The sequence below is a fragment of the Methylobacterium sp. 1973 genome, from assembly GCF_040545035.1.
GTDB classification, from domain to species: domain Bacteria; phylum Pseudomonadota; class Alphaproteobacteria; order Rhizobiales; family Beijerinckiaceae; genus Methylobacterium; species Methylobacterium fujisawaense.
The window spans coordinates 303898-327679 of record NZ_JBEPLA010000004.1 but is presented as its reverse complement, the minus strand read 5'-3'; the positions used below and the strand labels follow the sequence as shown (position 1 = coordinate 327679).

Sequence of the window (23782 nt, the reverse complement as noted above, 5' to 3'; positions counted from 1 at the left end):
CGGTCGCGCACCGCGTCGAGGCCCCGCCCGCACGGAGGTTTCAGCCGACGCCGACCGGATGCTTGGTGACCTCCGGAACCCGCATGGTCACGAGTTCCTCGGCGGCTGTCGGATGGACCGCGATGGTCCGGTCGAAATCGGCCTTCGTCGCACCCATGGTCACGGCGATACCGACCGCCTGGATCACCTCCCCGGCATCGTGGCCAAAGATGTGGACGCCCACCACCCGGTCGCTGGCGCAGTCGACCAGCACCTTCATGAGGATGCGTTCCTCGCGCCCGGACAGGGTCGCCTTCATCGGGCGGAAGCGCGCCTTGTAGACGTCGATCTTGCCGTAGATCTCCCGGGCGGCCGCCTCGTTGTGGCCGACGACGCCGATCTCGGGGGTCGAGAACACCGCGGTGGGGATCAGGCGGTGATCGACGCAGGAGGGCCTGCCGCCATAGACCGTGTCGGCGAAGGCGTGGCCCTCGCGGATCGCCACCGGCGTCAGGTTGGCGCGGTTGGTCACGTCGCCCACCGCATAGATCGACGGGACCTTGGTCTGCGAATAGGCGTCCACCGGGATCGCTCCGACCCCGTCGGTCTCGATCCCGACGCGATCAAGGCCGAGCCCGTCCACGTTGGGCCGCCGGCCGGTGGCGATGAGCACCTGATCGACCCGGATCTCGCTGCCGTCGTCGAGCTCCGCGCAGAGGCCGCCGTCCTGCCGTGCGATGCGCCGCAGCGTGCGCCCGAGCCGCAGGTCCATCCGTTGGCCGTAGGCCTCGGCGAGGGCGTCGCGGATCTCATCGTCGAAGCCGCGCAGCAGCCTGTCGCCCCGGTGCAGCAGCGTGGTGCGGCTGCCGAGCGCCGCGAAGATGCCGGCGAATTCCACCGCGATGTAGCCGCCGCCGATCACCAGGATGCGCTCCGGCAGGCTCTCCAGCTCGAACACCTCGTTCGAGGTGATCGCCAGATCGATCCCGGGCACCGCCGGCTCTTTCACCGGATGCGCGCCCACCGCCACGAGGATGCGTTCCGCCCGGACCGTGCGGCCGGACTTCAGCAGGCGGACCGTGTGGGAATCCTCGATCACCGCCCGCTCGGGCACGATCTCGACGCCGGCGCGGATCAGGTTGGCGTCGTAGATGCCTTCGAGCCGGGTCACCTCCGCGTCGCGCCGGCTCTTGAGGGTGCCCCAGTCGAAGCGGGGCTGTCCCACCGTCCAGCCGAAGCCCGCGGCATCCGCGAACTCGTCGGCGAAGCGGCCGGCATAGACCATCAGCTTCTTCGGGACGCAGCCGCGGATCACGCAGGTGCCGCCGACGCGGTACTCCTCGGCCAGCATCACCCGCGCGCCGTATCCGGCCGCGATCCGCGCCGCGCGGACACCACCGGACCCGCCGCCGATGACGAAGAGGTCGACGTCGAACGCGCTCATGCCGGACCGTCCCGCTCGGATCTCTCGTTCGCGTCGGCTGGAGACGCCGCACGCATCCAGGTGATGGCAGCGCCGAGCCCCGCCGTCCACCATGCCGCCCAGCCGTTGTGCTCGACGAAGGCGATCGCGGCCGCGCAGGCCACGAGACCGAGGGCCGCGGCGCGGTCCGGCTGCGTCAGCCGCGCGATCCGGGCAAGCATCAGCATCAGCGTCAGGGCGGCGAGGAGGGCGCCGGGCAGGCCCAGCTCGGCCCAGATCTGCAGGAAGCTGTTGTGCGGATGCCCGACCCCGAGCAGGACCCGCATCTCGGGGGGCACCGTCTCCGCGACGGGCGTCTCGGCGAAGCGCGCGCTGGTGCCGAAGCCCGCGCCGCGCCAGGGATCGGCCGCCACGGCGGCGCCGAAGCTGCGCGCGATCGCGACTCGTGCCCGGGAGGAGGACTGGACGAGCCGCTCGTGCGCCGCCTCCGGCATGGCGCGGGCGAGAAGGTCGCCCTCGACCGGGGCGAGCGCCACGGCGAGGCCGAGACCGAGGCCGGCGAGGCCGAGACCTACCCGCAGGGGCAGCATCCGGGCCAGGGCGGCCATCGCGGCGCCGGCCAGCAGGCCGAGCTGGGCGGCGCCGCTGATCGAGCGGAGGACGCCGAGCGCCGCGAAGCCCAGCACCGCCGCCGCCAGGCCCCGGGCGCTGCCTTTCCAGAGCACCAAGGCCAGCGGACCGGCCACGAGATCGAGGGTCAAGGCCGGCCGGTTGTGAACGAAGGCGGCGATCCGGCGCCCGAGCGCACGCTCCAGGGCAAGATCGGAGGCGAGGTCGATCGCGATCAGGAGGCCTGCGAGCCCGACCGCGATCGCGCCGAGGCGCGGCGCGAAGGCCGGTATGCGGCCGGGCGCCAGACAGGCGAGCAGGTAGGCGGCCAGCAGCGTCGGCAGGAACTCCCCGAGAACCCGGAGCGACGCGGCCGGGAACGGGCTCCAGGCGAGCGAGATCAGGGCCCAGGCCAAGAAGGCGAGCGCTGCGCCGGCGAGCGGCGTCCGGAGCGGTCCCAGCAGATGGCGGCGCAGGGCGGCCGCGTCCTCCGCCCAGTGCCCGGCCAGGAAGGCGAGCGCCGCCAGCCCGCAGATGAGCGGGCTCGACCGGTTGGCGAGCACCATGGCGAGCGGCATGACGGCGAGGAGCACGCCGCCCGCCGCGTAGAAGCGGCCGGCCGCGCTCATGGGCGACCTCTCACGGTGATCGACCCGCGGGGGCGGCCACCCTCACTGCATCTGATGCCCGCGCTTGCCCATCTCGGCGCGGACGCGGACCATGACGTATTCCGAGACGTCCTGCGTCCAGTCCTGCATCTCCTGCACCATCTCGTCGAGAAGCTGCGGCTGCGCCTCGACATAGTGCTTCCCGGCGGGCGAGCGGAAGAAGGTCGCGATCTCCTTCAGCTCGGCTTCGGAAAATTTCGACGCGTAGGTCCGCGCCGCGATGTCGATCATGCGCTGCTTCTGCAGTTCCATCTCCGGCTGCAGCGAGGCCAGGACTTCCTCGAGATCCTTGGAAAGCTCGGGCCGGGTGACCGTCTGCTTGCGGATCTGATCGGCGAAGGCAGGCAGCACCGAGTCGAACGAACGGGCGATACCGGAGCTGAGCATCACCTCGCGGGCGAGTGCCAGATGGCTCGGCGAAAAGGTAGAGGCTGCCGGCGTATTGGCGGCCGGGGTGCCGCCCGCCGGGGCATTCGGCTGCGCCGTCGGCTTGGTCGGCGCGGGTTTTTGAGGCTGGGCTGCAGCTGGATGCGGAAGCGCCAGGAGCGCGAGGCCGAGCGCGAGGCCGGGCGCGGCGATGAGGCGTCGGGACATGCTGGACTTTCTTGCGAGGATGACCTGCGATTGAGGACGGCGCCTCAGGCGAGGCTGCCGAGAACGGTGACCTCGGCCTGCCCGTCCCGCGCCGCCGCCAGGATCGCGGCGTCGGCGATGCCGAGGAACAGGCCATGCTCGACCACGCCCGGCACGGCCCACAGCGCGGCGCCGAGAGCCTCGGGATCGGGAATCGCACCGAGATGCGCGTCGAGGATGTAATGGCCGCCGTCGGTGACCAGGGGCTTGCCATCGGGCCGGCCGCGCAGCCGGACCGCACCGGAGCAGCCGGCCGCCGCGACCGCCGCCTCGACGGCCCGGTGCGTGGCCTTGAGGCCGAAGGGATTGACCTCGATCGGAAGCGGGAAGGCGCCCAGCCGCGCCACGTGCTTGGCCGCGTCGGCGATCACCACCATGCGGCGGCTCGCGCAGGCGACGATTTTCTCCCGCAGCAGGGCCGCGCCGCCGCCCTTGATCAGGCGCAGCTGGTCGTCGACCTCGTCGGCGCCGTCGATGGTCAGGTCGAGTTCCGGCTGCTCGTCGAGGGTCGCGAGGCGGATGCCGAGGCTCTCCGCCTGGGCCCGGGTCGCCTCGGATGTCGGGACCCCGAGGATGTCGAGTCCGGCGCCGACCCGCTCCCCGAGGAGTGCCACGAAGGCCGCCGCCGTGGATCCCGTCCCGAGGCCGAGCCGCATGCCCGGCTCGATGAGGTCCAGGGCGCGGGCGGCCGCAGCCCGGCGCAGATCCGGCCCGCTCACCGGGACACCGCCCGATCGGCGAGGTTGGGCGAGGAATCGCGCGTCATGGGCAGCCGCTCTCTCCGTGAGATTCGGTCGGCCCGTAGCACGGGACCGGGCCGACCGGAACGCCCGCGCCGGCAAGGCGGCATCACGGCCGCCCACCCTGTGTCGGCGTGGCGCTGGCCCCGGCCCGACCGGGCGCAGGTCCGGTCAGCGGCGCATCGGACGCGCTCTCGACCCCGGGCTTGCCCTGCTGGGTGCAGACGACCTGCTCCTTCTTAACCAGCACGAAGCAGATGCTCATCTCGCCGGTCCGGTAATTCACCCGGAAGACCCCGGCTTCGCGGGTGTGGCGGCTCGCCACCAGCCCGTATTCCGACGGGGTCTGGGGCCCGGCGCCCTCGCCCGGCCCGAAGCAGACCGTCTGGCCGATTCCCCCCGCCGATTCCTGAAGCCCGTACTGGCAGGAGGTGACCTCTCCGGTCACCTTGTCGACCCGGTACATCCGGTTCAGGTCGGTCTGTGGCGCGGGCACGAACTCGAAGGAGGTCGCGGCCGCCGGCAGGGTTTGGAGCACGGCGCAGGCGGCCAGAAGGGGCAGAGACGGTTTCATCGCGGATCCCGGGGCTGGTACGCGCTGCGTTTCGCCGCGCTTTCAGGCGAGTCTGGGGCGCTGGGTGAGACGATCGGTGCATCTGCCGCGTCCCCTCCGCCGGCTTGCCCCGCATCGCCGGCCCCGATAGCGACGCCGTTTCGAGATCCCGGCCAGCACGGAGACCCGCAGGCATGCCCACCGAACCGACGACCCCGCCCCCGATCGCCGTGTTCGACCTGGATGGGACCCTCGCGGAGACCGCAGGCGACCTGATCGGCACGCTCAACGTCCTGATGGCGCGCGAGGGGTTGTCGGAGCTGCCCCTTTCCCAGGCGCGCGGGCTGATCGGGGCCGGCGCCCGGGCGCTGATCCGGCGCGGCTTCGAGGCCGAGGGTCGGCCGCTCTCGCCGGAAGACCACGACCGGCTGTTCGATGCCTTCATCGACCATTACGGGGACCACCTTGCCGACACGACCTACCTTTTCCCCGGCGTGGTCGAGGCCCTCGATTCTCTCGAGGCGGCGGGATTCACGCTGGCCGTCTGCACCAACAAGTTCGAGGGGCAATCGGTGGAGCTGCTGCGCCTCCTGGGCATCGGTCACCGCTTCGCGGCGATCTGCGGCCGCGACACCTTCCCGCAAGCCAAGCCCGATCCGCGCCATCTCACCGGCACGATCGCACGCGCCGGTGGCGATCCGGCGCGTGCCGTGATGGTCGGCGATTCCCGGACCGACATCGACACCGCCAAGGCCGCCGGCATCCCGGTGGTGGCGGTCACCTTCGGCTATACCGATCGCCCGGTTTCCGAACTCGGGCCCGATCGGGTGATCGAGCACTTCTCGCAGCTTGTCGAGGCGGTGGGCGCCCTCGTACCGGCCGTACTCGCCTGATCCTCAGCGCAGCCAGGTCTTCAGCCGCGACACCGCTTCGCGGCACTCGGCCTCCGAGCCCGCGAACGAGAACCGGACGTGGTGGTGGCCGAGATCCGGGTCGAAATCGAGACCCGGCGTAGCCGCGACATCGGCCTCGTCCAGCATCCGCCGGCAGAAATCCGAGGCGTCGTCGGTGAGGTTCGAGACGTCGGCGTAGAGGTAGAAGGCGCCGTCGGCGGGATGCACGCGGCCGAGGCCGAGGGCCGGGAGCGCGTCCAGCAGGATCGCGCGGTTGCGCGCGTAGCCGTCGCGCACGGCGTCCAGGTCCTCCGTGGCGTCGAAGGCCGCCAGCGCACCGACCTGCGAGAGGTAGGGCGCCGAGATGTAGAGGTTCTGCGCCAGCCGCTCGATCGGGCGGACCAGCGCCTCCGGCACGACCATCCAGCCGACGCGCCAGCCGGTCATGCAATGGTATTTCGAGAAGGAGTTGATGACGACCGCGTCGGGGTCGAAGCGCAGGGCCGTGACCGTGGGCAGGCCGTAGCTGAGGCCGTGATAGATCTCGTCGGAGATCAGCGGCAGGCCGAGGTTGCGCGTTGCCGCGCAGAGATCCTGCAGGGCGGCCTCCGTGATCACCGTGCCGGAGGGATTGGCCGGGCTCATCACCAGCGCCCCGGCGACCGGCGCGCGGGCATGGGTCTCGCGGAGCAGGGCGGCGGTCGGGGCGAAGCGGTCCTCGGCGCGCAGCACCATCGGCGCCGGAACGAGGTCGAGGGCCGTCAGGATGCTGCGATAGGCCGGGTATCCGGGCTGCGGCACGGCGACCCGGTCGCCGGAATCGAACAGGCTCATGAAGGCGAGGACGAAGCCGGCCGAGGATCCGGTCGTGATCACCACCCGCTCCGGGCTCACCGCGACGCCGTGCCGCTCGGCATAGTCCCGGGCGATGCGGGCCCGAAGGGCAGGCAGGCCGAGGGCCTCCGTGTAGGGGATGCGGCCGGTGGCGAGCGCCGCCTGCGCGGCCGCGATCACCGGGCCGGGCGCGGGGGCGGAGGGCTGGCCCACCTCCATCCGCACCACGTCGACGCCAGCCCGCGCCTTGGCGGCGGCGGCGGCCATGACATCCATCGCGAGGAACGGCTGGACTGCGGCGGCCCGCCGGGAGATCGGGGTCATGGCATCCCTCGCTGCAAAGTCGTCTGCGCCGCGCTGCCGGCGCGCCGGGGGTAGACCCTCGCGGCCCGCGCCTCAACCGGATGCCGGACCGGCAGCCGCGACCGATTCGATCGGCACGGGCAGGATTTGACCGGACGCCGCGAAAACGCCTAACCCAGCCCCTACCGCTCGCGCCACGCGCGGGCCGGCCTGCCGCGCAAGCGAGGATCCATGCCTTTCATCCGCCCCCTGCCCGCGCTGGTCCTGGCGCTCGGCCTCGTCGCCGTCCCCGCCCTCGCGCAGACCGCGACGCCCCCCGCCGCGCCCTTCACGGACGCGCAGCGCGCCGGCATCGAGGCGATCGTCAAGGACTACCTGATCAAGCATCCCGAGGTGCTTCAGGAGGCCCTTGCCGAGGCTGAGAAGCAGCAGGCCGAGACGCAGCGTCTCGCCCAGGCCGCCGCCTTGAAGGAGTCGCGCGAGGCGCTGCTCAACGGGCCCCACGATGTCGTCGCCGGCAACCCGTCGGGCGACGTCACGCTGGTCGAGTTCTTCGATTACAATTGCGGCTACTGCCGCAAGGCGCTGGCGGACGTCCAGACGCTGATCAAGTCCGATCCGAAGCTGCGGGTGGTGATCAAGGACTTCCCGGTGCTCGGCCCGGAATCGCTCGAGGCGAGCCAGGTGGCCATCGCGGTGCGCCAGCAGCTCAAGGGCGACAAGCTGTGGGAGTTCCACCAGAAGCTCCTGGAGACCAAGGGCCGGGTGAACGGCGCCCGGGCGATCCAGGTCGCCAAGGACCTCGGCGCCGACACGACCAAGCTCCAGAAGGACATGGCCTCCCCCGAGGTGAAGGCCGCGCTCAGCGAGAACCGCGGTCTCGGCGACCGTCTGGGCCTTTCGGGCACGCCGGCCTTCATCATCGGCGACGAGGTGATTCCCGGCGCGGTCGGCGTCGAGCCGATCCGCAAGACCATCGCCGACGTGCGCCAGTGCGGCCACGCCTCCTGCTGAGCTGACGGATCGACCCGACGGACCCCGAAGGCGTTCCGCGCAGCCTTGTCGCGCCGGGGCGCCTTCGTCTAAGAGCCGCCAGCCGCAGGGCCGCGGTGGAGGTCCAGGGCCGAGCCCGGATGGACGCACCGACGTGCCGCGAGACGAAGTAGGCCGGATGCCAAAGAACGACGCCATCGATCCCGAACTCGTGCGCGAGCTCGCCAACCTCGTCACCGAGACCGGCCTGTCCGAGATCGAGGTCGAGAAGGGCGACCTGCGCATCCGTGTCGCGCGGCGGCTCGAACCCGTGAATGTTCAGGTGGCGGCGCCCGCGCCCCTCGCGGCCGTGGCCCCGCCCCCGGCGGCGGCCGCGGCGCCGTCCCCCCTCGCCCCGGCCGAGCCGGCCCGCGCGCAGCCCGGCACCGTGCCCTCGCCGATGGTCGGGACCGCCTATCTCCGGCCCTCGCCCGACGCCAAGGCCTTCGTGGATGTGGGCTCGAAGGTCGAGGTCGGCGACAAGCTTCTGCTCATCGAGGCGATGAAGACCTTCAACGAGATCGTGGCGCCCCGCGCCGGCACGATCAGCGCGATCTTCGTCGAGGACGGTCAGCCGGTCGAGTTCGGCGAGGCCCTGCTCGTCATCACTTAGGACGTCCGCCGGGCGCTCGCCGCTCCGTCCCGGACGATGCCGCAACTCAAGAGGATAGAGCATCCTGTGCGGTCCGGGATCGCCAGGACGCCCTAACGGGTCCGATGTTCGACAAGATCCTGATCGCGAACCGCGGCGAGATCGCCCTACGCATTCTGCGGGCGGCGAAGGAACTCGGGATCGCCACCGTGGCGGTCCACTCCACCGCCGACGCGGATGCCATGCATGTGCGGCTGGCCGACGAGAGCGTCTGCATCGGGCCGCCCGCCGCCCGCGACAGCTACCTCAACATTCCGTCGATCATCGCGGCCTGCGAGATCACCGGAGCGGATGCCGTGCATCCCGGCTACGGCTTCCTCTCGGAGAATGCCCGCTTCGCCGAAGTGCTGGCCCATCACCAGATCGGCTTCATCGGCCCCAAGGCGCAGCACATCCGCACCATGGGCGACAAGATCGAGGCGAAGCGCACGGCGCTGAAACTCGGAATCCCCTGCGTGCCGGGCTCGGAGGGCGGGGTCGAGGATCCCCATGAGGCCAAGCGCGTCGCAGCGGAGATCGGCTACCCGGTCCTCGTCAAGGCGGCGGCCGGCGGCGGCGGCCGCGGCATGAAGGTCGCGCGCACCGAGGCCGAGCTTGAGCAGGCGATCGGCATGGCCCGGTCCGAGGCCAAGGCCGCCTTCGGCGACGACGCGGTCTATCTCGAAAAGTACCTGGAGAAGCCCCGACACATCGAGGTGCAGGTGCTGGGTGACGGGCGCGGCGGCGCCGTCCACCTCGCCGAGCGCGACTGCTCGCTCCAGCGCCGTCACCAGAAGGTGTGGGAGGAAGGCGGCTCGCCGGCGCTCAACGAATCGATGCGCGCCGAGATCGGCGGCATCTGCGCCAACGCCATGAAGGAACTCGGCTATCTCGGCGCCGGGACCGTCGAGTTCCTGTACGAGGACGGCCGGTTCTACTTCATCGAGATGAACACCCGCATCCAGGTCGAGCATCCGGTGACCGAAATGATCACCGGAATCGACCTCGTCATCGAGCAGATTCAGGTCGCCTCGGGTGGGGCGCTCTCGGTCAGCCAGGCGGACATCAAGGTCGAGGGCCACGCCATCGAGTGTCGGATCAATGCCGAGCACCCGGAGACCTTCCGGCCTTCGCCGGGCGAGATCACCCATTATCACACGCCGGGCGGCCTCGGCGTCCGGGTCGATTCGGCGGCGTTCCAGGGCTACCGGATCCCGCCGAACTACGATTCGCTGATCGGCAAGCTGATCGTCCATGGCCGGACCCGCAACGAGTGCCTGATGCGCCTGCGCCGGGCGCTGGACGAGTTCGTGATCGACGGCATCGACACGACGCTGCCGCTGTTCCGGACGCTGGTCCGCAACCCGGACGTGCAGAACGGCCTTTACGACATCCATTGGCTGGAGCATTTCTTGGAAGACGGCGGCATGAAAGCCTGACCGGACCGGGGCGGGGCTGCGGCGACCGCTCCACGCGCGGGATCTGGTCTTCGCGCCGGCCGCGCGCGACACTCACGGCATGCACGATTCCGCCCGCGTGGACATCACCCCCGAGATCCTGCTGAAGGCCTACGCGGCGGGAATCTTCCCGATGGCGGAGGACGCCGACGACCCGACGCTCTACTGGGTCGAGCCCAAGGCGCGGGGCGTGTTGCCCCTCGACGCGTTCCGCGTGCCCCGGCGCCTCGCCCGGACGGTGCGGTCCGACCAGTTCGTGGTCCGCTGCGACACCGACTTCGAAGCTGTGATCGACGGCTGCGCGGCGCCGCGCCGGGACAGCGAGCGCACCTGGATCAACGCACGGATCCGCGAACTCTATGGCGCCCTGTTCGATCTCGGCCATGTCCACACGGTCGAGGTCTATGCGGGCGCGGACGGGCGGCTCGTCGGCGGCCTGTACGGTGTCTCGCTGGGGGCGGCCTTCTTCGGCGAGAGCATGTTCCACGAGGTGCGCGACGCCTCGAAGGTCGCCCTCGTCCACCTGATGGGCCGCCTCCGCGCCGGGCACTACCGGCTCGCCGATACCCAGTTCGTCACCGACCATCTCACCCAGTTCGGCGCCGAGGAGGTGCCGCGGCACGTCTACAAGCGGCGGCTCGCCGAAGCCCTCGATCAGGTCGCCGACTGGAACGTCTGGCCCGGCGACGGCTCGATGCCGGGCGCGCGGGTCCTCGAGGCTCTGGAATCTCCGGACCTGCCTTAGGGTCGAGATCCCAGAGGATCCCGGTCGAACTGCCAGGCGTCGGAGCGGCCGATCCGGAGGCCGGCGTCAGCGCCGGCGCCGGTGCCGGTAGCCGGTCGAGAACGAGGCGTACTGCCGGCCGCGCGCGGACCGGTAGCGCCGGCGGCGGCTGGTGCTGGCCTCGGCCGTCTCCTCCACCTGGGGGATCGGCTCTGCCATGGCGGCCGCCGGGGTGGCAGCCGTGGCCACAGCGGTGTCGGCCGAGGCGTAGCCGCCGGCGACGTTCTTGGCCGCGGGGCCGAACATCGCGAGGCACTGATTGTAGGCGAGGTCGTTCTTCAGGCGCTCGCATTCACCGATGGAGCGCGGGGTCCCCTGAGCCAGGGCCGGCAAGGGCGCCAGCATCACGACGAGGGCAGCCAGAGGCGTAAGGCATAGGGACGGGCGGTGCACGGAGCGGGATCTCGAGCGGGAACGGGCAGGCTTGTGATCCCCGAGTGCGGCAAAATCGAGGGATCGGCGTCAGCGATCGGGCCGCTCCATCCACCGGATCAGCGGCATCAGCGGGAAGATCCAGGCGATGCCGAGAATCGAGTAGATCACCGCCTGCACCGGCGCGGGCGTCTCCGCGATGCGGCTGTCGGCCAGGGCCATCGCCAGCGGGCCGTAGAGGCAGACGAAGGCGAGGATCACGAGGGTGCCGATCAGGGTTCGGGTGCGGCGGCGCATTGCTGTGTCCGTGGCCTCGCGGCCGGCGCTCCCGGCGCCGACCGGGGACGGCTACCGTCCTGTGGTCCGGTTGGCAACGCGCCCGCTGACGCGGGCTGCGGCGCCGGCGCCGTTGCTGGGCGGTCGGACATCCCCTAACCCGAAGGCGGCGGCCGGGGCATCCCGGCATCCGCGGAAGGGACGGGCATGGACATGAGTGGCGCGGGCGACCGGCGGTCGGGGGCGGTGCGAACCTGGCTCTACGTGGTCGCGGCCATGGTCGTCGCCATGGTGGCGGTCGGCGGCGCGACGCGTCTGACCGGGTCCGGCCTGTCGATCACCGAGTGGCGCCCCGTCACCGGGGCGATCCCCCCCCTCACCGAGGCCGACTGGGCCGCCGAATTCGCCAAGTACAAGGACACGCCGCAATACAACATCCTCAACCAGGGGATGGGGTTGTCCGCGTTCAAGGTCCTGTATGGCTGGGAATGGGGCCATCGCGTCCTCGGCCGGCTCATCGGCCTCGTGTTCTTCCTGCCGCTGATCGTGTTCTGGTGGCAGGGCCGGATCAGCCGGCGTCTCGGATTCGGGCTGCTCGGCCTCGGCGTGCTCGGCGGCCTTCAGGGCGCCATCGGCTGGATTATGGTCGCTTCGGGCCTCCAGCCCGGCATGACCGCGGTGGCCCCGCTCAAGCTCGCCCTGCACCTCACCACCGCCAGCCTGATCCTGGCCGGCCTCGTCTGGCTGGCGGCGGGCGAGCGCCGCGGCGTCCTGGCGCCGGTCCCGGCACGCCTGCAGGCGACCGCGATGGTGCTCCCGATCCTGGTGCTGGTGCAGATCTTCCTCGGAGGGCTTGTCGCCGGCTCCCATGCCGGCCTCGTCTTCAATACCTGGCCCACAATGGACGGCGCTTTTGTGCCGCCGCTGGACAGCCTGTTCGCAATCCGGCCCTGGATCGAGAACTTCGTCGACAACCACGCCCTGGTTCAGTTCGACCATCGGGTGACGGCCTATCTGGTCCTGGTCGTGGCGATCCTTCACGCCATCGACGCCCGCCTCACCGGGCCGGCGAACGCGGCCGGCCGCGCCAACGGTGTCGTGATCCTCGTTCTCGCCCAGATGGCGCTTGGAATCGCGACGCTGCTCCTCGCCGTTCCGCTCTGGGCGGCGCTCGCACATCAGGTGCTGGCCATGGCCGTGCTGACGATGGCGACAGTCCATGCCCGGATCAGCCGGGGATCCGGCGTAGTGATGCCGGCGGCCGCGGAGCCGCCCCTGGGGTTCGAGGGGCTGGCGAGAGGCCGGATCTAGGCTATCGTGCGGTGCGGCCATCGTGCTGCGCTGCACGAGACTTTTACCGCTTTTAGTGGAACCTTGGGATAACTCCGCATCAGCAATCTGCACGGGGAACGACTTAGACTTCTCAAGCTTTATGCTGCAAGCGTTGCAGGAGGCTTCAAGATGTCTCTCGCGGAAGATGGCCGACCCCTCTCTCTGACCTGGCACTACACGCCGCGGGAGATCGTGGCGGATGGCGTGATCCACGGCCTCGGCGTTCTCCTCGGTTTCGCCGGCGCGGTAGCCCTGGTGGCCACGGCGGTCACCACACATCTCGGCCTCGGCGAGCGGGCGGCGGTCGTCGTCTACGCCGCGGCACTGGTCCTGATGCTCGGCGTCTCTGCCCTCTACAACCTGTACCCCGTGAGTCCGCGCAAATGGCTGCTCCGCCGCGCCGATCACGCCCTGATCTACCTGATGATCGCCGGCACCTACACGCCGCTGGTCGCCCTCGTGGGGTCGGGGATCCGAGCCTATGCGCTGCTGGCGATCATCTGGGTGGTGGCGCTGATCGGGATCGCGGTGAAGCTCCTCTTGCCGGGCCGGTTCGATCGGCTGTCGATCGGCCTCTACCTGCTGCTGGGCTGGAGCGGCCTGCTCGCGTACGAATCCGTCATCGCAGCGCTCCAGCCCACGGCTCTGTGGCTGTTGGGCATCGGCGGGGCGCTCTACTCCATCGGTGTGATCTTCCACATCTGGCGGACCCTGCCCTTCCAGAACGCGATTTGGCACGGCTTCGTCCTGGCCGCGGCGGCCTGCCATTACGGGACGATCTGGGCCAGCCTGAACGGCGCACCGCTGACATAGGGCGGGATCGGTTGCGGCCCCGCACGTAAAACTCCGCTTACCGTCCCGACCGAAAGGTCGAGCCCCCCGATCCTGCTTTAAGTGTCCCGCGACCGCCGGTGGACCATAACCTGGGAACTTATATTTCCGGGAGCTGAACCGTGGTCCCGAAGTCGAACGCCCCTGGCCGTGCTGAGCGTTACCGGATCCTTCACGTGTTCCGGGCGCCCGTAGGCGGCCTGTTCCGGCACGTGATGGATCTCGCCCGCCTGCAGGCCGACGCGGGCCATCAGGTCGGGATCGTCTGCGACGCCACCACCGGCGGCGAGCGCGCCGCGGGAGCCCTGGCGGATCTGCTGCCGATCCTGGATCTCGGCCTCCTCCGCATCCCCATGCGCCGCAATCCGCATCCGTCGGACTGGTCCTGCCTCCGGAACGTCGCGCAACGGGCTGCCGCGGTCGGCGCGGAGGTGCTTCACGGTCACGGCGCCAAAGGCGGTGTCTATGCACGCCTTGCCGGGGCGGGCCCGGCGATCCGCGCGTACACCCCGCATGGCGGCAGCTACAATTACCGTCCGGGCACTGGGCTCCACCGTCTCTACATGGGGGCTGAGGCGATGCTGGCCCGCCGCACCGACGCGTTCCTGTTCGAGAGCGAGTACGTCGCCGGCCGGCACCGGCGCTTCGTCGGCGGTCCCGAGCGTGTGACGCGGATCGTGCACAACGGTATCGCCGAGGCCGAGTTCGCGCCCCTGGACCGCGTCGCGGAGCCCTTCGACCTGCTCTATGTCGGCGAGCTGCGGGAGGCCAAGGGTCTGCCCTATCTGCTCGAAGCCCTGGTCCGGCTCCGCGCCGAGGGCCGGGCGCTGCGCCTGCTGATGGTCGGCTCGGGCCCGGATGCCCAGAGCCTCCGCGAGACCGTGGCACGCCTCGGTCTCGCCGACGCGGTGGCATTCGAGCCGCCCCAGGCGATTCGCTCCGTCCTCGCCCGCGGACGGATCCTGGTCGTCCCGTCGCTGGCGGAATCGCTGCCCTACGTCGTGCTGGAAGCCGCGGCGGCGGCGCAGCCCCTGGTCGCCACCCGAGTCGGCGGCATACCGGAGATCTTCGGTCCGGCCGCATCCGATCTGGTCTCGTCCGGGGATGCGGGCGCGCTCGCAGACGGCATCCGGCGCGTCCTCGACGCCCCACCCGATGTGCTCGCCGCCCGGACGCAGAGCCTCAGCGCATCGATCCGGCAGCGCTTCTCGCTGGAGCGCATGGGCAGCGAGGTGATCTCCGGCTACGCCGCGGCCTTCGAGGCCCGCGCGCAAAGCCGCAAGCCTGCCCCCGGTGAGATCGCCGGAGCCCGGACCGCCTGAGCTCGGTCGCAGGGACGTGATGCGCCGGGGCTTGTGCGTCGCAGTGGAAAAGGCGGCGACAGCCTCGCCCTTAAGTCTTCAATCAATGCCCCGTGCCAAGTTCCGTTCGAAGTGGCGGCTGCAGGGCTCGGGGGGAGCCGATCGATGAGCGCGTTCGATATTCGCGATCTTCTCGACGCCGCCGTGCCGATGGAGGCCTCTTCGGCGCCGGCTCGTGACAGCGTCCCCCTCGCCGAGGCTGCGGTTCCCGGGCCCACGGCGATCTCTCCCGTCGTCGTGGCCGGGCTGGTGCGCGCGCTGGAATGCGCCTTGATCTTCGGCCTCGGCACGCTCCTGCACGTGCTGATGCTGCGCGGTCGCGTGCCGTTCGGTCTGACCTATGCGGGCGCCATCGGGATGATCGCCGTGACCACCGTGACGCTGATTCAGGCGTCCGGCGGCTATCGGATCGCCGCCTTCCGGAGCTTCTTCAGGACGGCGATCCGGCTGATCGTGGCGTGGTCGCTGACCTTTCTGATGGTCGCCACCGGCCTCGTGCTGGCCAAGGTGGCCGACCATTACTCGCGCCTCTGGCTGGGAACCTTCTTCGGCGCCGGCCTCGCGATGCTGCTGGTCGGGCGCTTCGTCCTCTTCCGGATCATCGACGCCCAGACCCGGGCCGGACGGTTCGACCGGCGCACCGCCATCGTGGGCGGCGGCCAGCCCGCGGAAGCCCTGATCGCCGCCCTGGAGACACAGAGCGAGAGCGGCATCCGCATCGTCGGCGTGTTCGACGACCGGAACGCCGATCGGTCGTCGGACGTGGTGGCGGGGCATCCGAAGCTCGGCAATGTCGACGACCTCGTGGCCTATGCGCGGCACGCCCGGCTCGACCTGATCGTCTTCACGATCCCGATCACCGCGGAGGCGCGCATCCTCCAGATGCTCGCCAAGCTCTGGGTTCTGCCGATCGATATCCGGCTCTCGGCCCACGCCGCCAAGCTGCGCCTGCGTCCTCGCAGCTACTCGTATCTGGGCTCGGTTCCGGTGCTCGACGTCTTCGACAGGCCGATCGCCGATTGGGACGTGGTGGTGAAGGCGGTGTTCGATCGGTGCGTCGGTCTGATGATGCTTCTGGCGCTGTCGCCGCTCATGCTGGTGATCGCCCTCGCCGTGCGCCTGACCTCCCGCGGGCCGGTCCTGTTCCGGCAGAAGCGCCACGGCTTCAACAATGAGCTGATCGAGGTCTACAAGTTCCGTTCGATGTACGTGGATCAGTGCGACGCCGGCGCCGCCAGGATGGTCACGCGGGGCGATCCGCGCGTGACGCCGGTCGGCCGCTTCATCCGCAAGACCTCGCTCGATGAGTTGCCGCAGCTGTTCAACGTGCTGAAGGGCGACCTGTCGCTCGTCGGCCCACGCCCGCATGCCCTTCAGGCGAAGGCCGCCAACACTCTGTACGATCAGGTGGTCGACGGGTACTTCGCCCGCCACAAGGTCAAGCCCGGCATTACCGGCTGGGCCCAGGTCAACGGTTGGCGCGGCGAGACCGATACGTCCGAGAAGCTGCAGCGGCGCGTCGAGCACGACCTCTACTACATTGAGAACTGGTCGGTTCTGCTCGACCTGCAGATCCTGCTCACCACGCCCTTCGCGCTGTTCAAAACCGAGAACGCCTACTGAGCGGAGGGGCCGGCACCCGAGCAGTGCCGGCCACGGGTGCCGCTACGGCAGGGCGCCCGCCTTCTCCTTGGCCTTCATGATCGTGTCGCGGCAGCCCTGAGCATCCCCGGCCTTGTCCTGCTGGCTCGCCTGCGCGACGAGCTTCTTGGCCTCCTCGACACCCGCAGCCGTGGGCTTCACCGCGGCATCCGACTCGGTGAGCTTTGGCGGCGTGTCGAGCGCCTTGGGCGAGTTGGACGAGGTTGGGCCGCCGGGCGGCGTCTTGCCCGTCACTGCGACGGCGCCGGCGCTGTCGAGCCGCCTCTGCAGCGTAGAGACCTCGTCGGCGCACGGGGTCGCCAGGGCCGGCGTGGCGGCCGCCAGGGCCAGGGCTGCAACGGCGAAACGCATGATCATCAGGATGAAACTCCACGGTGTCGGATTGCGGCCGGCGCTGACATCCCGTTCCTGAGCGGATTGTGACGCGCCGGCGCGGCTACCGGGGAGACGCCGGGCAGACGGGCCCGTTCCCGAGACAGGAGGCCGCATGCAGGGCCGCGAAACGCGACGGGCGCCCCGCGCGGCCGGTCGGCCGCGGGAGGCGCCCGCTTCTGGACACCTGGGACGGATCAGTACTTCCGGATGATCGGCTCCGGCGACATCGGCACGGGGTCGGCACCGAAGGCGTAGCGGATGCCGGCGTAGACCGAGAACGGCTGCGCCAGGGTCGTGGTCCGCGGATCGCTGATCCGCAGGTTGCCGGCCACCGCGCCCGGCTCGGCAAAGGTGCCGAACGTGGCGTAGCGGTTGTTGGTCAGGTTGGTGATCAGGCCGAAGACCTCGAGGTTCTTCGTCACCTGATACTTCGTCTGGAAGTTCAGCACGTAGTAGGGCGGCAGCTTACGGTTCAGGTTCGACTCGTCGCCGCGGAAGTAGGACGAGGAGAAGGCCTGGAGGTAGAGGCCGAACTGCCAGTCGGGCGTGACGAAATAGTCGAACCCGGCCTTGATCTGATGGGTCGGCACCAGCGGCACGATGTTGCCCTTGCGGACCTGGATCGCGCCGTCATCCGCCAGCGGGTTGTTGGGCGACGACAGGGTGCCGTTGAACTGGAAGGTTGCGTCCACCAGCGCGTAGTTGGCGTAGACCCGCAGGTAATCCGCCGTGTACTCGCCGCCGACCTCAATGCCCTGCCGCTGCGTCGACGGCACGTTGACGAAATAGGCACGGGCGGTGTTGCCGGGGGTGGCCAGCGACAGGATGTCGTTGGCGAGGTCGGTGCGGAAGGCGCCGATCTTGTAGGTGATGATGCCGCCGTCATAGGTGTTCGGCAGCTGGCCGCGGAAGCCGACCTCGTAGGTCCGCCCGGTGACCTGCTTGAGCGGCGGGTCGGCCACCAGCGAGTTCGGCAGCAGGCACGGCCGGTCCGGGTTGGCACAGGCCAGTTCCAGCGGGGTCGGGGCGCGGTTCGACTCCGAGTAGCTGCCGTAGAGGTTCAGCGCGTCGAAGAACCGGTAGGTCAGGCCGGCGACCGGGTTGATCTTGTTGAAGTAGTGCGTGCCGGTCACGTCCGGCGAGAAGCCGGTCAGATCCTCGCTCTGGATGCGCGCGAAGTTGAGCCGGGCACCGGCGGTCAGCGACAGCCGGTCGGTCACGTCGAGCGTGTCGAGGGTGTAGAGGCCCATATAGAGGTTGGAGCCGTTGACCGAGCTCGGCGCGATGCCCAGCGCGCCCGCGGTCCGCAGCTGCGGCGTGCCGAGGCCCGGGATGTTGCCGTAGAACGGGTTGCTCGGATCGGTGGTGATCGACAGGTTCGGGTTGATCACGCCCAGGGTGCTGGACGACTTGAACGAGTAGTTGGCCGCGTCGATGCTGCCGCCGACCACGAACGTGTTGGACAGGCCGAAGATCCGGTCGCGGTTGGCCGCCTGCAGCGAGCCGCCGAAGCCGGTGGCTTCCGTCCGGGTCGTGTCCAGCGTGCCGTACGGGATGCCCGCCCGGAACGGGATCCGCTGGTTCTGCTGGCCCAGGATCAGGAACTGGTTGCGGAAGGCGTTCTGCGACTGGCCGGCAGCCGGGCTGAAGCCGTCATCCTCGAAGCAGAGATTCCCGCGGAAGCTCGACCGTGTACTGCAATTCTCGAAGTTGCCGTCGTTGCCGTCGACGTAGGTCTGGCTGAAGCGGCGGAAATAGGCGTTGCCGGCGAGATCCCAGGTCGGCGAGATGTCCACCCGGCCGGTCAGCTGGAGGGTGCCGACCTCGGTGGTGGTGGTCTGCGGGTAGGTGAAGATCGCCCGCGGGTCGCGGTGGGTGAAGTCCACCGGGGTGGCAGCGGCTGCGCCGTAGAAGCTGCGGGCGGCGAGCCCGATCAGGTGGAACTCCGAATCCTGGGAGCGGTAGCCGATGTCGCCGTAGATCCGGCCGATCGTGCTCGGGCTCTCGTAGCGCCAGCCGCGGTCGTTCAGGCCGTCGCCGGTGAAGTAGACGCTCCAGGGGCCGGAGACCTTGCCGTATTCGAGGTAGCCGGCGGTGCGCGCGTCCGAGCCGCCCCAGGCCGAGATCTCGGTCCCCTGCCAGGTGAAGCCGTTCTTCATCTGGATGTTGACCGCGCCGCCCAGCGCGTTGAGGCCGAAGACCGGGTTGCCGGTGACGACGTCGATCCGCTGGATCGCCTGCGGGGGGATCAGGTCGAAATTGACGATGTCGCCGAAGGCTTCGTTGATACGCACGCCGTTCTGGTAGACGGCGAGCCCCTGCGGCACGCCCTGGACCGGCGAGGCCGTGAAGCCGCGATAGGTGATGTCGACGCGGTTGTTGTTGCCCTGCGAGTCGGAGACGTTGATGCCAGGGGTGCGCCGGGCCAGCGTCGTGGTCAGGTTGTTGCTGGCGCGATCGATGGTGAGATCGCTGGCGGTGACCGACTCGACGGTGCTGGGGATCTTGTAGAGCGGCTGCTCGGAGCCGCGCAGCCGCGTTCCGGTGCTCGGTCCCACCGAACCCGCCGGCGGCACCGGGCCGGGCCCGTTGAAGATCTGCGCCTGGCTCGAATTGCCGCCGCCGGACCCGACCGGCGACGTCGAGACGACGCTGATCTCGCCGAGCGTCACCGATTGCTGAGCCTGCACGGCGGTGGGGAGAATCGTCCCCGCCAGGACCGATGCTGACGCGACCAGGCTGCTCCGAAGCGCCCGAAGTGACATCCCCAACCCCCTCAAGACCGAACACATGCTCGTGACTTCCGAGCTTGGGTCTCTCTTGGCGGGTGCCGGGGACGCACACAATTGGTTCAAGAACACGCGAGCCGCGTTTCGGCTCTATTTCCGGTTGGAGCCAAGCTAAGCCGTCACGACGTGGTGAAACGGCAACAGTTTCGATAACGATCTCAGAGGCTTAGGGACGTTTCGGCAATATGTCCGGGATGAATCGGCAAGAGGAGGCCGAACGCTGTCACAGTCGCGCCTGGATCAGGCGGGCGAGCTCGCCGAGCCGCTGCTCCAGCAGCTGCGGAACCTCGCAGACATAGGTCAGTGACTGGCTTCGCTCCTGGAAGATCCGGCGATCCCAGGCGAACTTCGTCTCCAGCTCGGACTGGTCCTTGGGAAGCTCGGTGGCGTCCGAGGCGCTGGGCGCGTCCTTCACCTGGCTGATCTTGTCGGCCTCGTCGCGGATCCGCTCGGCCATCCGGCGCTGACCCTGCGCGTAGCGCGCGATGCCGCTGACCACCTTGTCCCGCTCGCCGTTCAGCACCTCGAACACGCCCGCGAAGACGCGCGTCAGGGCCTTGTCCTTCGCGTCCTTGTCGGACCCGAATTTCTCCACGAACGTGTCGAGGAGCGGCCCGACCTGCGACAGGTCCGTGCGCCGGGAGGCGATTTTCTGCGCCAGGACCGCCGCATCGTTGTCGCTGCCCCAATCGCCGGCCGCCGCGACGTCCGGTCCGGTCCAGAACTGGCCGGCGCTCAGGGTGGCGACCTTGCGCTGGACGCAGGGCCAATTCGGGTCCGGCTTCGGCTGAGCCAGGGCGGGGCCGGAGAGAAAGGCCAGCCCCAGCACCGGGCCGAGGATGCGGGTGAGGAGGACGTTCATCGGGCAGGCTCCATCAGGTGTTGTCGCCGGCCGGGCCGCCGCGCCGGGCCATGATGCCGCGACCGGGATCGTAGGCGACCACCGCCATGCCGAAAAAGGCGAGCCCCACGCCCACTACCACGGCGCAGGCGACCGGCTCGAACTGGACGTAGAGGGCGTAGCGGACGAGCTGGACCGCGTGGCTGAACGGGTTCAGCTCACAGATCCAGTACAGGGTCTCCGAGGATTCCCGAATCCGCCACAGGGGATAGAGGGCCGAGGAAGCGAAGAACATCGGGAAGATCACGAAGTTCATCACGCTGGCGAAGTTCTCGAGCTGGCGGACCAGAGAGGACAGGAACAGCCCGATCGCCCCGAGCATGAGCCCGGTGGCCAGGAAGGCCGGGAGCGCCGTGAGGTAGCCGAGCACCGGGATGTCGCTTTCCCAGAAATAGGCCACGGCGAGGAACGCGTAGGCTTGCACGATCGAGACGGCGACGCCGGCGATCAGCTTGGCGAGCAGCAGCAGCCAGCGCGGATAGGGCGAGGTCAGCAGAACCTTCATCGAGCCGACTTCGCGGTCGTAGACCATCGACAGGGACGACTGCATGCCGTTGAACAGCTGGATCATCACGGCGAGGCCCGGCACCACGTAGACTTCGTAGAGCACGTAGGTCTGGTAGGGCGGCTCGATGGACACGCCGAGCGTGTTGCGGAAACCCGCCGCGAAAATGAACAGCCAGACCAGCGGCCGGACCAGCGCCGAGAAGAACCGCTCCTTCTGATTGAAGAAGCGCAGCAATTCGCGGCGGACGATGCCGCCGAGGCAGAGCAGGTAGCCCACCGCGTCGAGGCGACCGATCCGTTCCGTCTGGCTCCGCGGCGGGGCGGCGCCGATCCGTGTGGCGAGGGGTGTCGGATGGGTCATGCCGCCGCCCTCCCCGGTTCGGCCACGAGGCGGCGGAACGCGTCGGCGAGCGCCTCGCCGGGCATGCCGATCTCGCCGGCCCGTTCCCGGGCGACGATCCGGCCCCGGTGCAGGACCACCGCATCGTCGTCGTCCGCGATCTCCTCGAAGATGTGGGTTGCCCAGAGCACCGACAATCCCTCCTCCCGCACCAGGGCGCGGACGATCGCCACGATGTCGGCCCGCGACTCGAGGTCGAGTCCGACGGTGGGCTCGTCGAGGAGCAGCAGGTCCGGGCGGTGGATCAGCGAGCGGGCGATCTCGATCCGGCGCGACTGGCCGCCCGAGAGCGTGCGTACCTTGTCGTGGCGCCGGTCCGCCAGACCGACGCGGTCGAGGAGTTCGCCGACCCGGACCTTGGCGGCGGTGCGGGTGATGCCGTGCAGGCTCGCATGGTAGAGAAGGTTCTGCTCGACGGTGAGATCGGTGTCGAGGGTGCGGGCCTGGAACACGACGCCGAGCCGCGCCAGCGCCCGGGACGGCTCGCGATCGAGAGCGTGGCCGAAGATCGAGACCCTCCCCGTCTGGTTGTTGTAGAGCCGGGTGATGACCGAGAACAGCGTCGTCTTGCCGGCGCCGTTCGGCCCCAGCAGCGCGGCGAAGTGCCCGCGCTCCACCGTGATCGAGACGTCGTCCAGCGCGGCGCGGGCGCCGAACCGGTGGCCGACATGCTCGATCAGGAGGGCCGCCGCCTCGGATGTGCTCATCGGCCCAGGACCTTGCGGGCGTCGGCCACGGCGTCGAGGCACTCGTCGAACTCGCCCTCCTTCTGCTCCCGCTCGGCGACCCGCAGGGCCTTCTTGAGCTTCGGCACGGCCGCTTCCGGCGGGTTCAGCGCGAGGGCGTCGCGGATCATCGTGATGCCTTCGGCACAGGCGGAGGCATCGTCGGCCGCGAAAGCCGGACCGGCAGCGAGGAGGCAGGCGGAGAGCAGGAGGATGCGCATCACTTCACCGTCAGCGTGCCGGTCATGCCCTTGGATTCCAGGCCCCGCGCCGCCCAGGTGTAGGTGCCGGGCTTGATCGCCACGAACTCGATGGCGATCTCGCCGGGATCGTCGAACTCCAGGTGATCGGGCGGTCCGCCGCCGTGGATCTCCTTGTGCTCGATCACGATCTGGTTGAACCAGATGTAGCGGAAGAACTCCGGCGCGTAGAACTTGTATTCCTGGCGCCCCTTGGCGACGATCCGCAGCCGGTAGGCCTTGCCGGATTCCAGGGTGATGTCCTTGTTCTCGACCACGAAGTCGTTGCCCTGATCGTCGCCCAGGACGAGGTCGGGCAGGTTCTCCCGCTTCTTGGTCAGGTCGAGGGCACTCGCCGGGGCTGCGGCGAGCAGCCCTGCCAGGCCGAGGGCCGCCGTTCGAAACATGCGCGTCATGTCGTGTTCCACCCTAGGGCCGCTTCGCGCGCGGCCGTCCTCGCTTGGCGCCCGGAGGTCGCGCGGATCAGTTCGGCGAGATCGCCACGCCCCAGGGCAGGAGCCCGACCGGGATGCTCTTCACCACCTTCTCGGCGGCCACGTCGATCACCGAGACGTCGTTCGAGGTGCCGTTCGTGGTGAACAGCATCTTCTGGTCCGGCGTGAAGGCCAGTTGCCAGACGCGCTGGCCGACCGGCAGATACTTCTCGACCTCGTAGGTCTTGGCATCGATCACCGCGACGCGGTTGGCCGGTCCCAGGGCGACGAAGGCCTTGCTGCCGTCCTTGGTGATCCGGATGCCCACCGGCTGGATCGCCTCGTCGTTCACGCTCGGGATCTTGAAGGTGATCTTCTTGATCACCCGGCGCTGCGCCACGTCGATGACGCTCACCGTGCCGCCGACCTCAGCCGAGACCCACAGGTACTTGCCGTCGGCGGTGAACTCGGCGAAGCGCGGCCGGGCATCGACCAGCACGTTGTCGATGACCTGGAAGGTCTTCGTGTCGATGAAGTGGGCCATGTTTGTGGTTTCGGAGGTGTTGACCAGGACCTTGCCGTCCGGCGACAGGCCCATCCCCTCCGGCTCGACCCCCACCGGCACCTCGGCGAGCACCTTGTTCTTCTCGATGTCGATGATCGTGACCTGGCTGTCGTCCTCGTTGGCGACGTAGAGCGGGTTGCCGGAGGCATCGAGGATGAACTGCTCCGGATCCGGCCCGGAGCGCAGCGAGCGCACCACCTTGCCGGAACTGGTATCGAGCACGTCGATCCGGTCGTCGTCGCTGGCGCAGACGTACACCTCCTTGCCGTCCTTGGAGACGGTCACGCCGCGCGGGCGCCGCCCCACCTTCCAGGTCGCCGTCACCGCCATCGTGTTGGTGTCGATGACGCTGACCGAGTTGCCCTTCTCGTTCGTGACGTAGGCGGTGAAGGCGGCGGCCGGACCGCACAGGGCGAACCACGCCCCAAGGGCGATCCCACTCAGACATGCCTCGACGGGGCGGCTCATCCCAAT

25 protein-coding genes are annotated in these 23782 nt (G+C 69.6%); 9 read left to right on the top strand and 16 right to left on the bottom strand.

Going from position 1 to position 23782, the window contains the following annotated elements; translation table 11 throughout:
- Positions 1-40: 40 nt before the first annotated feature.
- The 5 genes from gor to ABIC70_RS11070 form a co-directional block, all read right to left on the bottom strand.
- Entirely contained in the window at positions 41-1423 is a 1383-nt protein-coding gene (gene gor / locus ABIC70_RS11090; protein WP_354439734.1) for a glutathione-disulfide reductase, read from the bottom strand.
- On the bottom strand, positions 1420-2640 hold the full coding sequence (locus ABIC70_RS11085; protein ID WP_354439733.1) for an O-antigen ligase family protein: 1221 nt from the start codon (positions 2638-2640) through the stop codon (positions 1420-1422). The genes gor and ABIC70_RS11085 overlap by 4 nt, the downstream gene beginning before the upstream one ends.
- Before the next feature lie 42 nt (positions 2641-2682).
- Positions 2683-3273, bottom strand: coding sequence for a DUF2059 domain-containing protein (locus ABIC70_RS11080; protein WP_043380704.1), 591 nt, complete (start codon positions 3271-3273; stop codon positions 2683-2685).
- 44 nt (positions 3274-3317) lie between these two features.
- On the bottom strand, positions 3318-4031 hold the full coding sequence (gene rpiA / locus ABIC70_RS11075; protein WP_043757834.1) for a ribose-5-phosphate isomerase RpiA: 714 nt from the start codon (positions 4029-4031) through the stop codon (positions 3318-3320).
- Between the two features lie 130 nt (positions 4032-4161).
- Positions 4162-4626 carry a hypothetical protein gene (locus ABIC70_RS11070; RefSeq protein WP_043380709.1) on the bottom strand — a complete coding sequence of 155 codons (465 nt, stop codon included), beginning with the start codon at positions 4624-4626 and terminating at the stop codon, positions 4162-4164.
- A gap of 173 nt (positions 4627-4799) precedes the next feature.
- Here ABIC70_RS11070 and ABIC70_RS11065 point away from each other — a divergent pair, with 173 nt between their 5' ends.
- Entirely contained in the window at positions 4800-5498 is a 699-nt protein-coding gene (locus tag ABIC70_RS11065; RefSeq protein ID WP_075380350.1) for a phosphoglycolate phosphatase, read from the top strand.
- Positions 5499-5501: 3 nt separating this feature from the next.
- Here ABIC70_RS11065 and ABIC70_RS11060 read toward each other — a convergent pair whose 3' ends face one another.
- On the bottom strand, positions 5502-6656 hold the full coding sequence (locus ABIC70_RS11060) for a pyridoxal phosphate-dependent aminotransferase (protein ID WP_053610674.1): 1155 nt from the start codon (positions 6654-6656) through the stop codon (positions 5502-5504).
- A 210-nt stretch (positions 6657-6866) separates the two neighbouring features.
- Here ABIC70_RS11060 and ABIC70_RS11055 point away from each other — a divergent pair, with 210 nt between their 5' ends.
- The 4 genes from ABIC70_RS11055 to aat all read left to right on the top strand — a co-directional run bounded on the left by ABIC70_RS11055 (position 6867) and on the right by aat (position 10500).
- Positions 6867-7649, top strand: coding sequence for a DsbA family protein (locus tag ABIC70_RS11055; RefSeq protein ID WP_043345940.1), 783 nt, complete (start codon positions 6867-6869; stop codon positions 7647-7649).
- 157 nt (positions 7650-7806) lie between these two features.
- Positions 7807-8280 (top strand): acetyl-CoA carboxylase biotin carboxyl carrier protein, encoded by a 474-nt coding sequence (gene accB, locus ABIC70_RS11050; RefSeq protein ID WP_043345938.1) that lies wholly within the window; start codon positions 7807-7809, stop codon positions 8278-8280.
- Positions 8281-8384: 104 nt separating this feature from the next.
- Positions 8385-9737 (top strand): acetyl-CoA carboxylase biotin carboxylase subunit, encoded by a 1353-nt coding sequence (gene accC, locus ABIC70_RS11045; RefSeq protein ID WP_043380714.1) that lies wholly within the window; start codon positions 8385-8387, stop codon positions 9735-9737.
- Between the two features lie 79 nt (positions 9738-9816).
- On the top strand, positions 9817-10500 hold the full coding sequence (gene aat / locus ABIC70_RS11040; RefSeq protein ID WP_179696739.1) for a leucyl/phenylalanyl-tRNA--protein transferase: 684 nt from the start codon (positions 9817-9819) through the stop codon (positions 10498-10500).
- A gap of 66 nt (positions 10501-10566) precedes the next feature.
- Here the strand turns inward: aat and ABIC70_RS11035 are convergent, their stop codons facing one another.
- Complete coding sequence (locus tag ABIC70_RS11035) at positions 10567-10932, bottom strand: hypothetical protein (RefSeq protein WP_043345929.1); 366 nt, start codon at positions 10930-10932, stop codon at positions 10567-10569.
- Positions 10933-11001: 69 nt separating this feature from the next.
- On the bottom strand, positions 11002-11208 hold the full coding sequence (locus tag ABIC70_RS11030; RefSeq protein WP_043345928.1) for a DUF2842 domain-containing protein: 207 nt from the start codon (positions 11206-11208) through the stop codon (positions 11002-11004).
- Positions 11209-11394: 186 nt separating this feature from the next.
- On the opposite strand from ABIC70_RS11030, the gene ABIC70_RS11025 reads away from it, so the two are divergent.
- The 4 genes from ABIC70_RS11025 (at position 11395) to ABIC70_RS11010 (ending at position 16334) form a co-directional block, all read left to right on the top strand.
- Positions 11395-12498 carry a COX15/CtaA family protein gene (locus ABIC70_RS11025; RefSeq protein ID WP_053610676.1) on the top strand — a complete coding sequence of 368 codons (1104 nt, stop codon included), beginning with the start codon at positions 11395-11397 and terminating at the stop codon, positions 12496-12498.
- Between the two features lie 150 nt (positions 12499-12648).
- Positions 12649-13332: a PAQR family membrane homeostasis protein TrhA gene (gene trhA, locus ABIC70_RS11020; protein ID WP_043345925.1), complete on the top strand. Its 684-nt coding sequence runs from the start codon at positions 12649-12651 to the stop codon at positions 13330-13332.
- A gap of 140 nt (positions 13333-13472) precedes the next feature.
- Positions 13473-14672, top strand: coding sequence for a glycosyltransferase family 4 protein (locus ABIC70_RS11015; protein WP_053610677.1), 1200 nt, complete (start codon positions 13473-13475; stop codon positions 14670-14672).
- Between the two features lie 144 nt (positions 14673-14816).
- Positions 14817-16334: an undecaprenyl-phosphate glucose phosphotransferase gene (locus ABIC70_RS11010; protein ID WP_043348191.1), complete on the top strand. Its 1518-nt coding sequence runs from the start codon at positions 14817-14819 to the stop codon at positions 16332-16334.
- Positions 16335-16376: 42 nt separating this feature from the next.
- Here the strand turns inward: ABIC70_RS11010 and ABIC70_RS11005 are convergent, their stop codons facing one another.
- The 8 genes from ABIC70_RS11005 to ABIC70_RS10970 form a co-directional block, all read right to left on the bottom strand.
- The gene (locus tag ABIC70_RS11005) at positions 16377-16730 is read right to left on the bottom strand and encodes a hypothetical protein (protein WP_078947280.1); all 354 of its coding nucleotides are present in this window, start codon (positions 16728-16730) and stop codon (positions 16377-16379) included.
- A gap of 212 nt (positions 16731-16942) precedes the next feature.
- Positions 16943-19513: a TonB-dependent receptor gene (locus tag ABIC70_RS11000; RefSeq protein WP_354439732.1), complete on the bottom strand. Its 2571-nt coding sequence runs from the start codon at positions 19511-19513 to the stop codon at positions 16943-16945.
- Between the two features lie 247 nt (positions 19514-19760).
- Complete coding sequence (locus ABIC70_RS10995) at positions 19761-20399, bottom strand: hypothetical protein (protein ID WP_043348195.1); 639 nt, start codon at positions 20397-20399, stop codon at positions 19761-19763.
- Positions 20400-20412: 13 nt separating this feature from the next.
- The gene (locus ABIC70_RS10990) at positions 20413-21306 is read right to left on the bottom strand and encodes a lanthanide ABC transporter permease protein PedC (RefSeq protein WP_354439731.1); all 894 of its coding nucleotides are present in this window, start codon (positions 21304-21306) and stop codon (positions 20413-20415) included.
- On the bottom strand, positions 21303-22052 hold the full coding sequence (locus tag ABIC70_RS10985; protein ID WP_354439730.1) for a lanthanide ABC transporter ATP-binding protein PedB/LutE: 750 nt from the start codon (positions 22050-22052) through the stop codon (positions 21303-21305). The genes ABIC70_RS10990 and ABIC70_RS10985 overlap by 4 nt, the downstream gene beginning before the upstream one ends.
- Positions 22049-22291, bottom strand: coding sequence for a hypothetical protein (locus ABIC70_RS10980; RefSeq protein WP_043757860.1), 243 nt, complete (start codon positions 22289-22291; stop codon positions 22049-22051). The genes ABIC70_RS10985 and ABIC70_RS10980 overlap by 4 nt, the downstream gene beginning before the upstream one ends.
- Positions 22291-22725 carry a cupredoxin domain-containing protein gene (locus tag ABIC70_RS10975; RefSeq protein ID WP_078947281.1) on the bottom strand — a complete coding sequence of 145 codons (435 nt, stop codon included), beginning with the start codon at positions 22723-22725 and terminating at the stop codon, positions 22291-22293. The genes ABIC70_RS10980 and ABIC70_RS10975 overlap by 1 nt, the downstream gene beginning before the upstream one ends.
- A 67-nt stretch (positions 22726-22792) precedes the next feature.
- Complete coding sequence (locus tag ABIC70_RS10970; RefSeq protein WP_043348205.1) at positions 22793-23776, bottom strand: YVTN family beta-propeller repeat protein; 984 nt, start codon at positions 23774-23776, stop codon at positions 22793-22795.
- Between the last annotated feature and the right edge of the window lie 6 nt (positions 23777-23782).

Excerpts from the sequence above, each read along its gene's own strand:
- gor (WP_354439734.1), bottom strand. The coding sequence starts at position 1,423 with ATGAGCGCGTTCGACGTCGACCTCTTCGTCATCGGCGGCGGGTCCGGT.
- ABIC70_RS11080 (WP_043380704.1), bottom strand. The coding sequence starts at position 3,273 with ATGTCCCGACGCCTCATCGCCGCGCCCGGCCTCGCGCTCGGCCTCGCG.
- ABIC70_RS11085 (WP_354439733.1), bottom strand. The coding sequence starts at position 2,640 with ATGAGCGCGGCCGGCCGCTTCTACGCGGCGGGCGGCGTGCTCCTCGCC.
- ABIC70_RS10990 (WP_354439731.1), bottom strand. The coding sequence starts at position 21,306 with ATGACCCATCCGACACCCCTCGCCACACGGATCGGCGCCGCCCCGCCG.
- ABIC70_RS10980 (WP_043757860.1), bottom strand. The coding sequence starts at position 22,291 with ATGCGCATCCTCCTGCTCTCCGCCTGCCTCCTCGCTGCCGGTCCGGCT.
- ABIC70_RS11030 (WP_043345928.1), bottom strand. The coding sequence starts at position 11,208 with ATGCGCCGCCGCACCCGAACCCTGATCGGCACCCTCGTGATCCTCGCC.
- ABIC70_RS11000 (WP_354439732.1), bottom strand. The coding sequence starts at position 19,513 with ATGTCACTTCGGGCGCTTCGGAGCAGCCTGGTCGCGTCAGCATCGGTC.
- accB (WP_043345938.1), top strand. The coding sequence starts at position 7,807 with ATGCCAAAGAACGACGCCATCGATCCCGAACTCGTGCGCGAGCTCGCC.
- ABIC70_RS10995 (WP_043348195.1), bottom strand. The coding sequence starts at position 20,399 with ATGAACGTCCTCCTCACCCGCATCCTCGGCCCGGTGCTGGGGCTGGCC.
- ABIC70_RS11060 (WP_053610674.1), bottom strand. The coding sequence starts at position 6,656 with ATGACCCCGATCTCCCGGCGGGCCGCCGCAGTCCAGCCGTTCCTCGCG.
- ABIC70_RS11065 (WP_075380350.1), top strand. The coding sequence starts at position 4,800 with ATGCCCACCGAACCGACGACCCCGCCCCCGATCGCCGTGTTCGACCTG.
- ABIC70_RS10975 (WP_078947281.1), bottom strand. The coding sequence starts at position 22,725 with ATGACGCGCATGTTTCGAACGGCGGCCCTCGGCCTGGCAGGGCTGCTC.
- accC (WP_043380714.1), top strand. The coding sequence starts at position 8,385 with ATGTTCGACAAGATCCTGATCGCGAACCGCGGCGAGATCGCCCTACGC.
- ABIC70_RS10970 (WP_043348205.1), bottom strand. The coding sequence starts at position 23,776 with ATGAGCCGCCCCGTCGAGGCATGTCTGAGTGGGATCGCCCTTGGGGCG.
- ABIC70_RS11005 (WP_078947280.1), bottom strand. The coding sequence starts at position 16,730 with ATGATCATGCGTTTCGCCGTTGCAGCCCTGGCCCTGGCGGCCGCCACG.
- aat (WP_179696739.1), top strand. The coding sequence starts at position 9,817 with ATGCACGATTCCGCCCGCGTGGACATCACCCCCGAGATCCTGCTGAAG.
- trhA (WP_043345925.1), top strand. The coding sequence starts at position 12,649 with ATGTCTCTCGCGGAAGATGGCCGACCCCTCTCTCTGACCTGGCACTAC.
- ABIC70_RS10985 (WP_354439730.1), bottom strand. The coding sequence starts at position 22,052 with ATGAGCACATCCGAGGCGGCGGCCCTCCTGATCGAGCATGTCGGCCAC.
- ABIC70_RS11010 (WP_043348191.1), top strand. The coding sequence starts at position 14,817 with ATGAGCGCGTTCGATATTCGCGATCTTCTCGACGCCGCCGTGCCGATG.
- ABIC70_RS11070 (WP_043380709.1), bottom strand. The coding sequence starts at position 4,626 with ATGAAACCGTCTCTGCCCCTTCTGGCCGCCTGCGCCGTGCTCCAAACC.
- ABIC70_RS11055 (WP_043345940.1), top strand. The coding sequence starts at position 6,867 with ATGCCTTTCATCCGCCCCCTGCCCGCGCTGGTCCTGGCGCTCGGCCTC.
- ABIC70_RS11025 (WP_053610676.1), top strand. The coding sequence starts at position 11,395 with ATGGACATGAGTGGCGCGGGCGACCGGCGGTCGGGGGCGGTGCGAACC.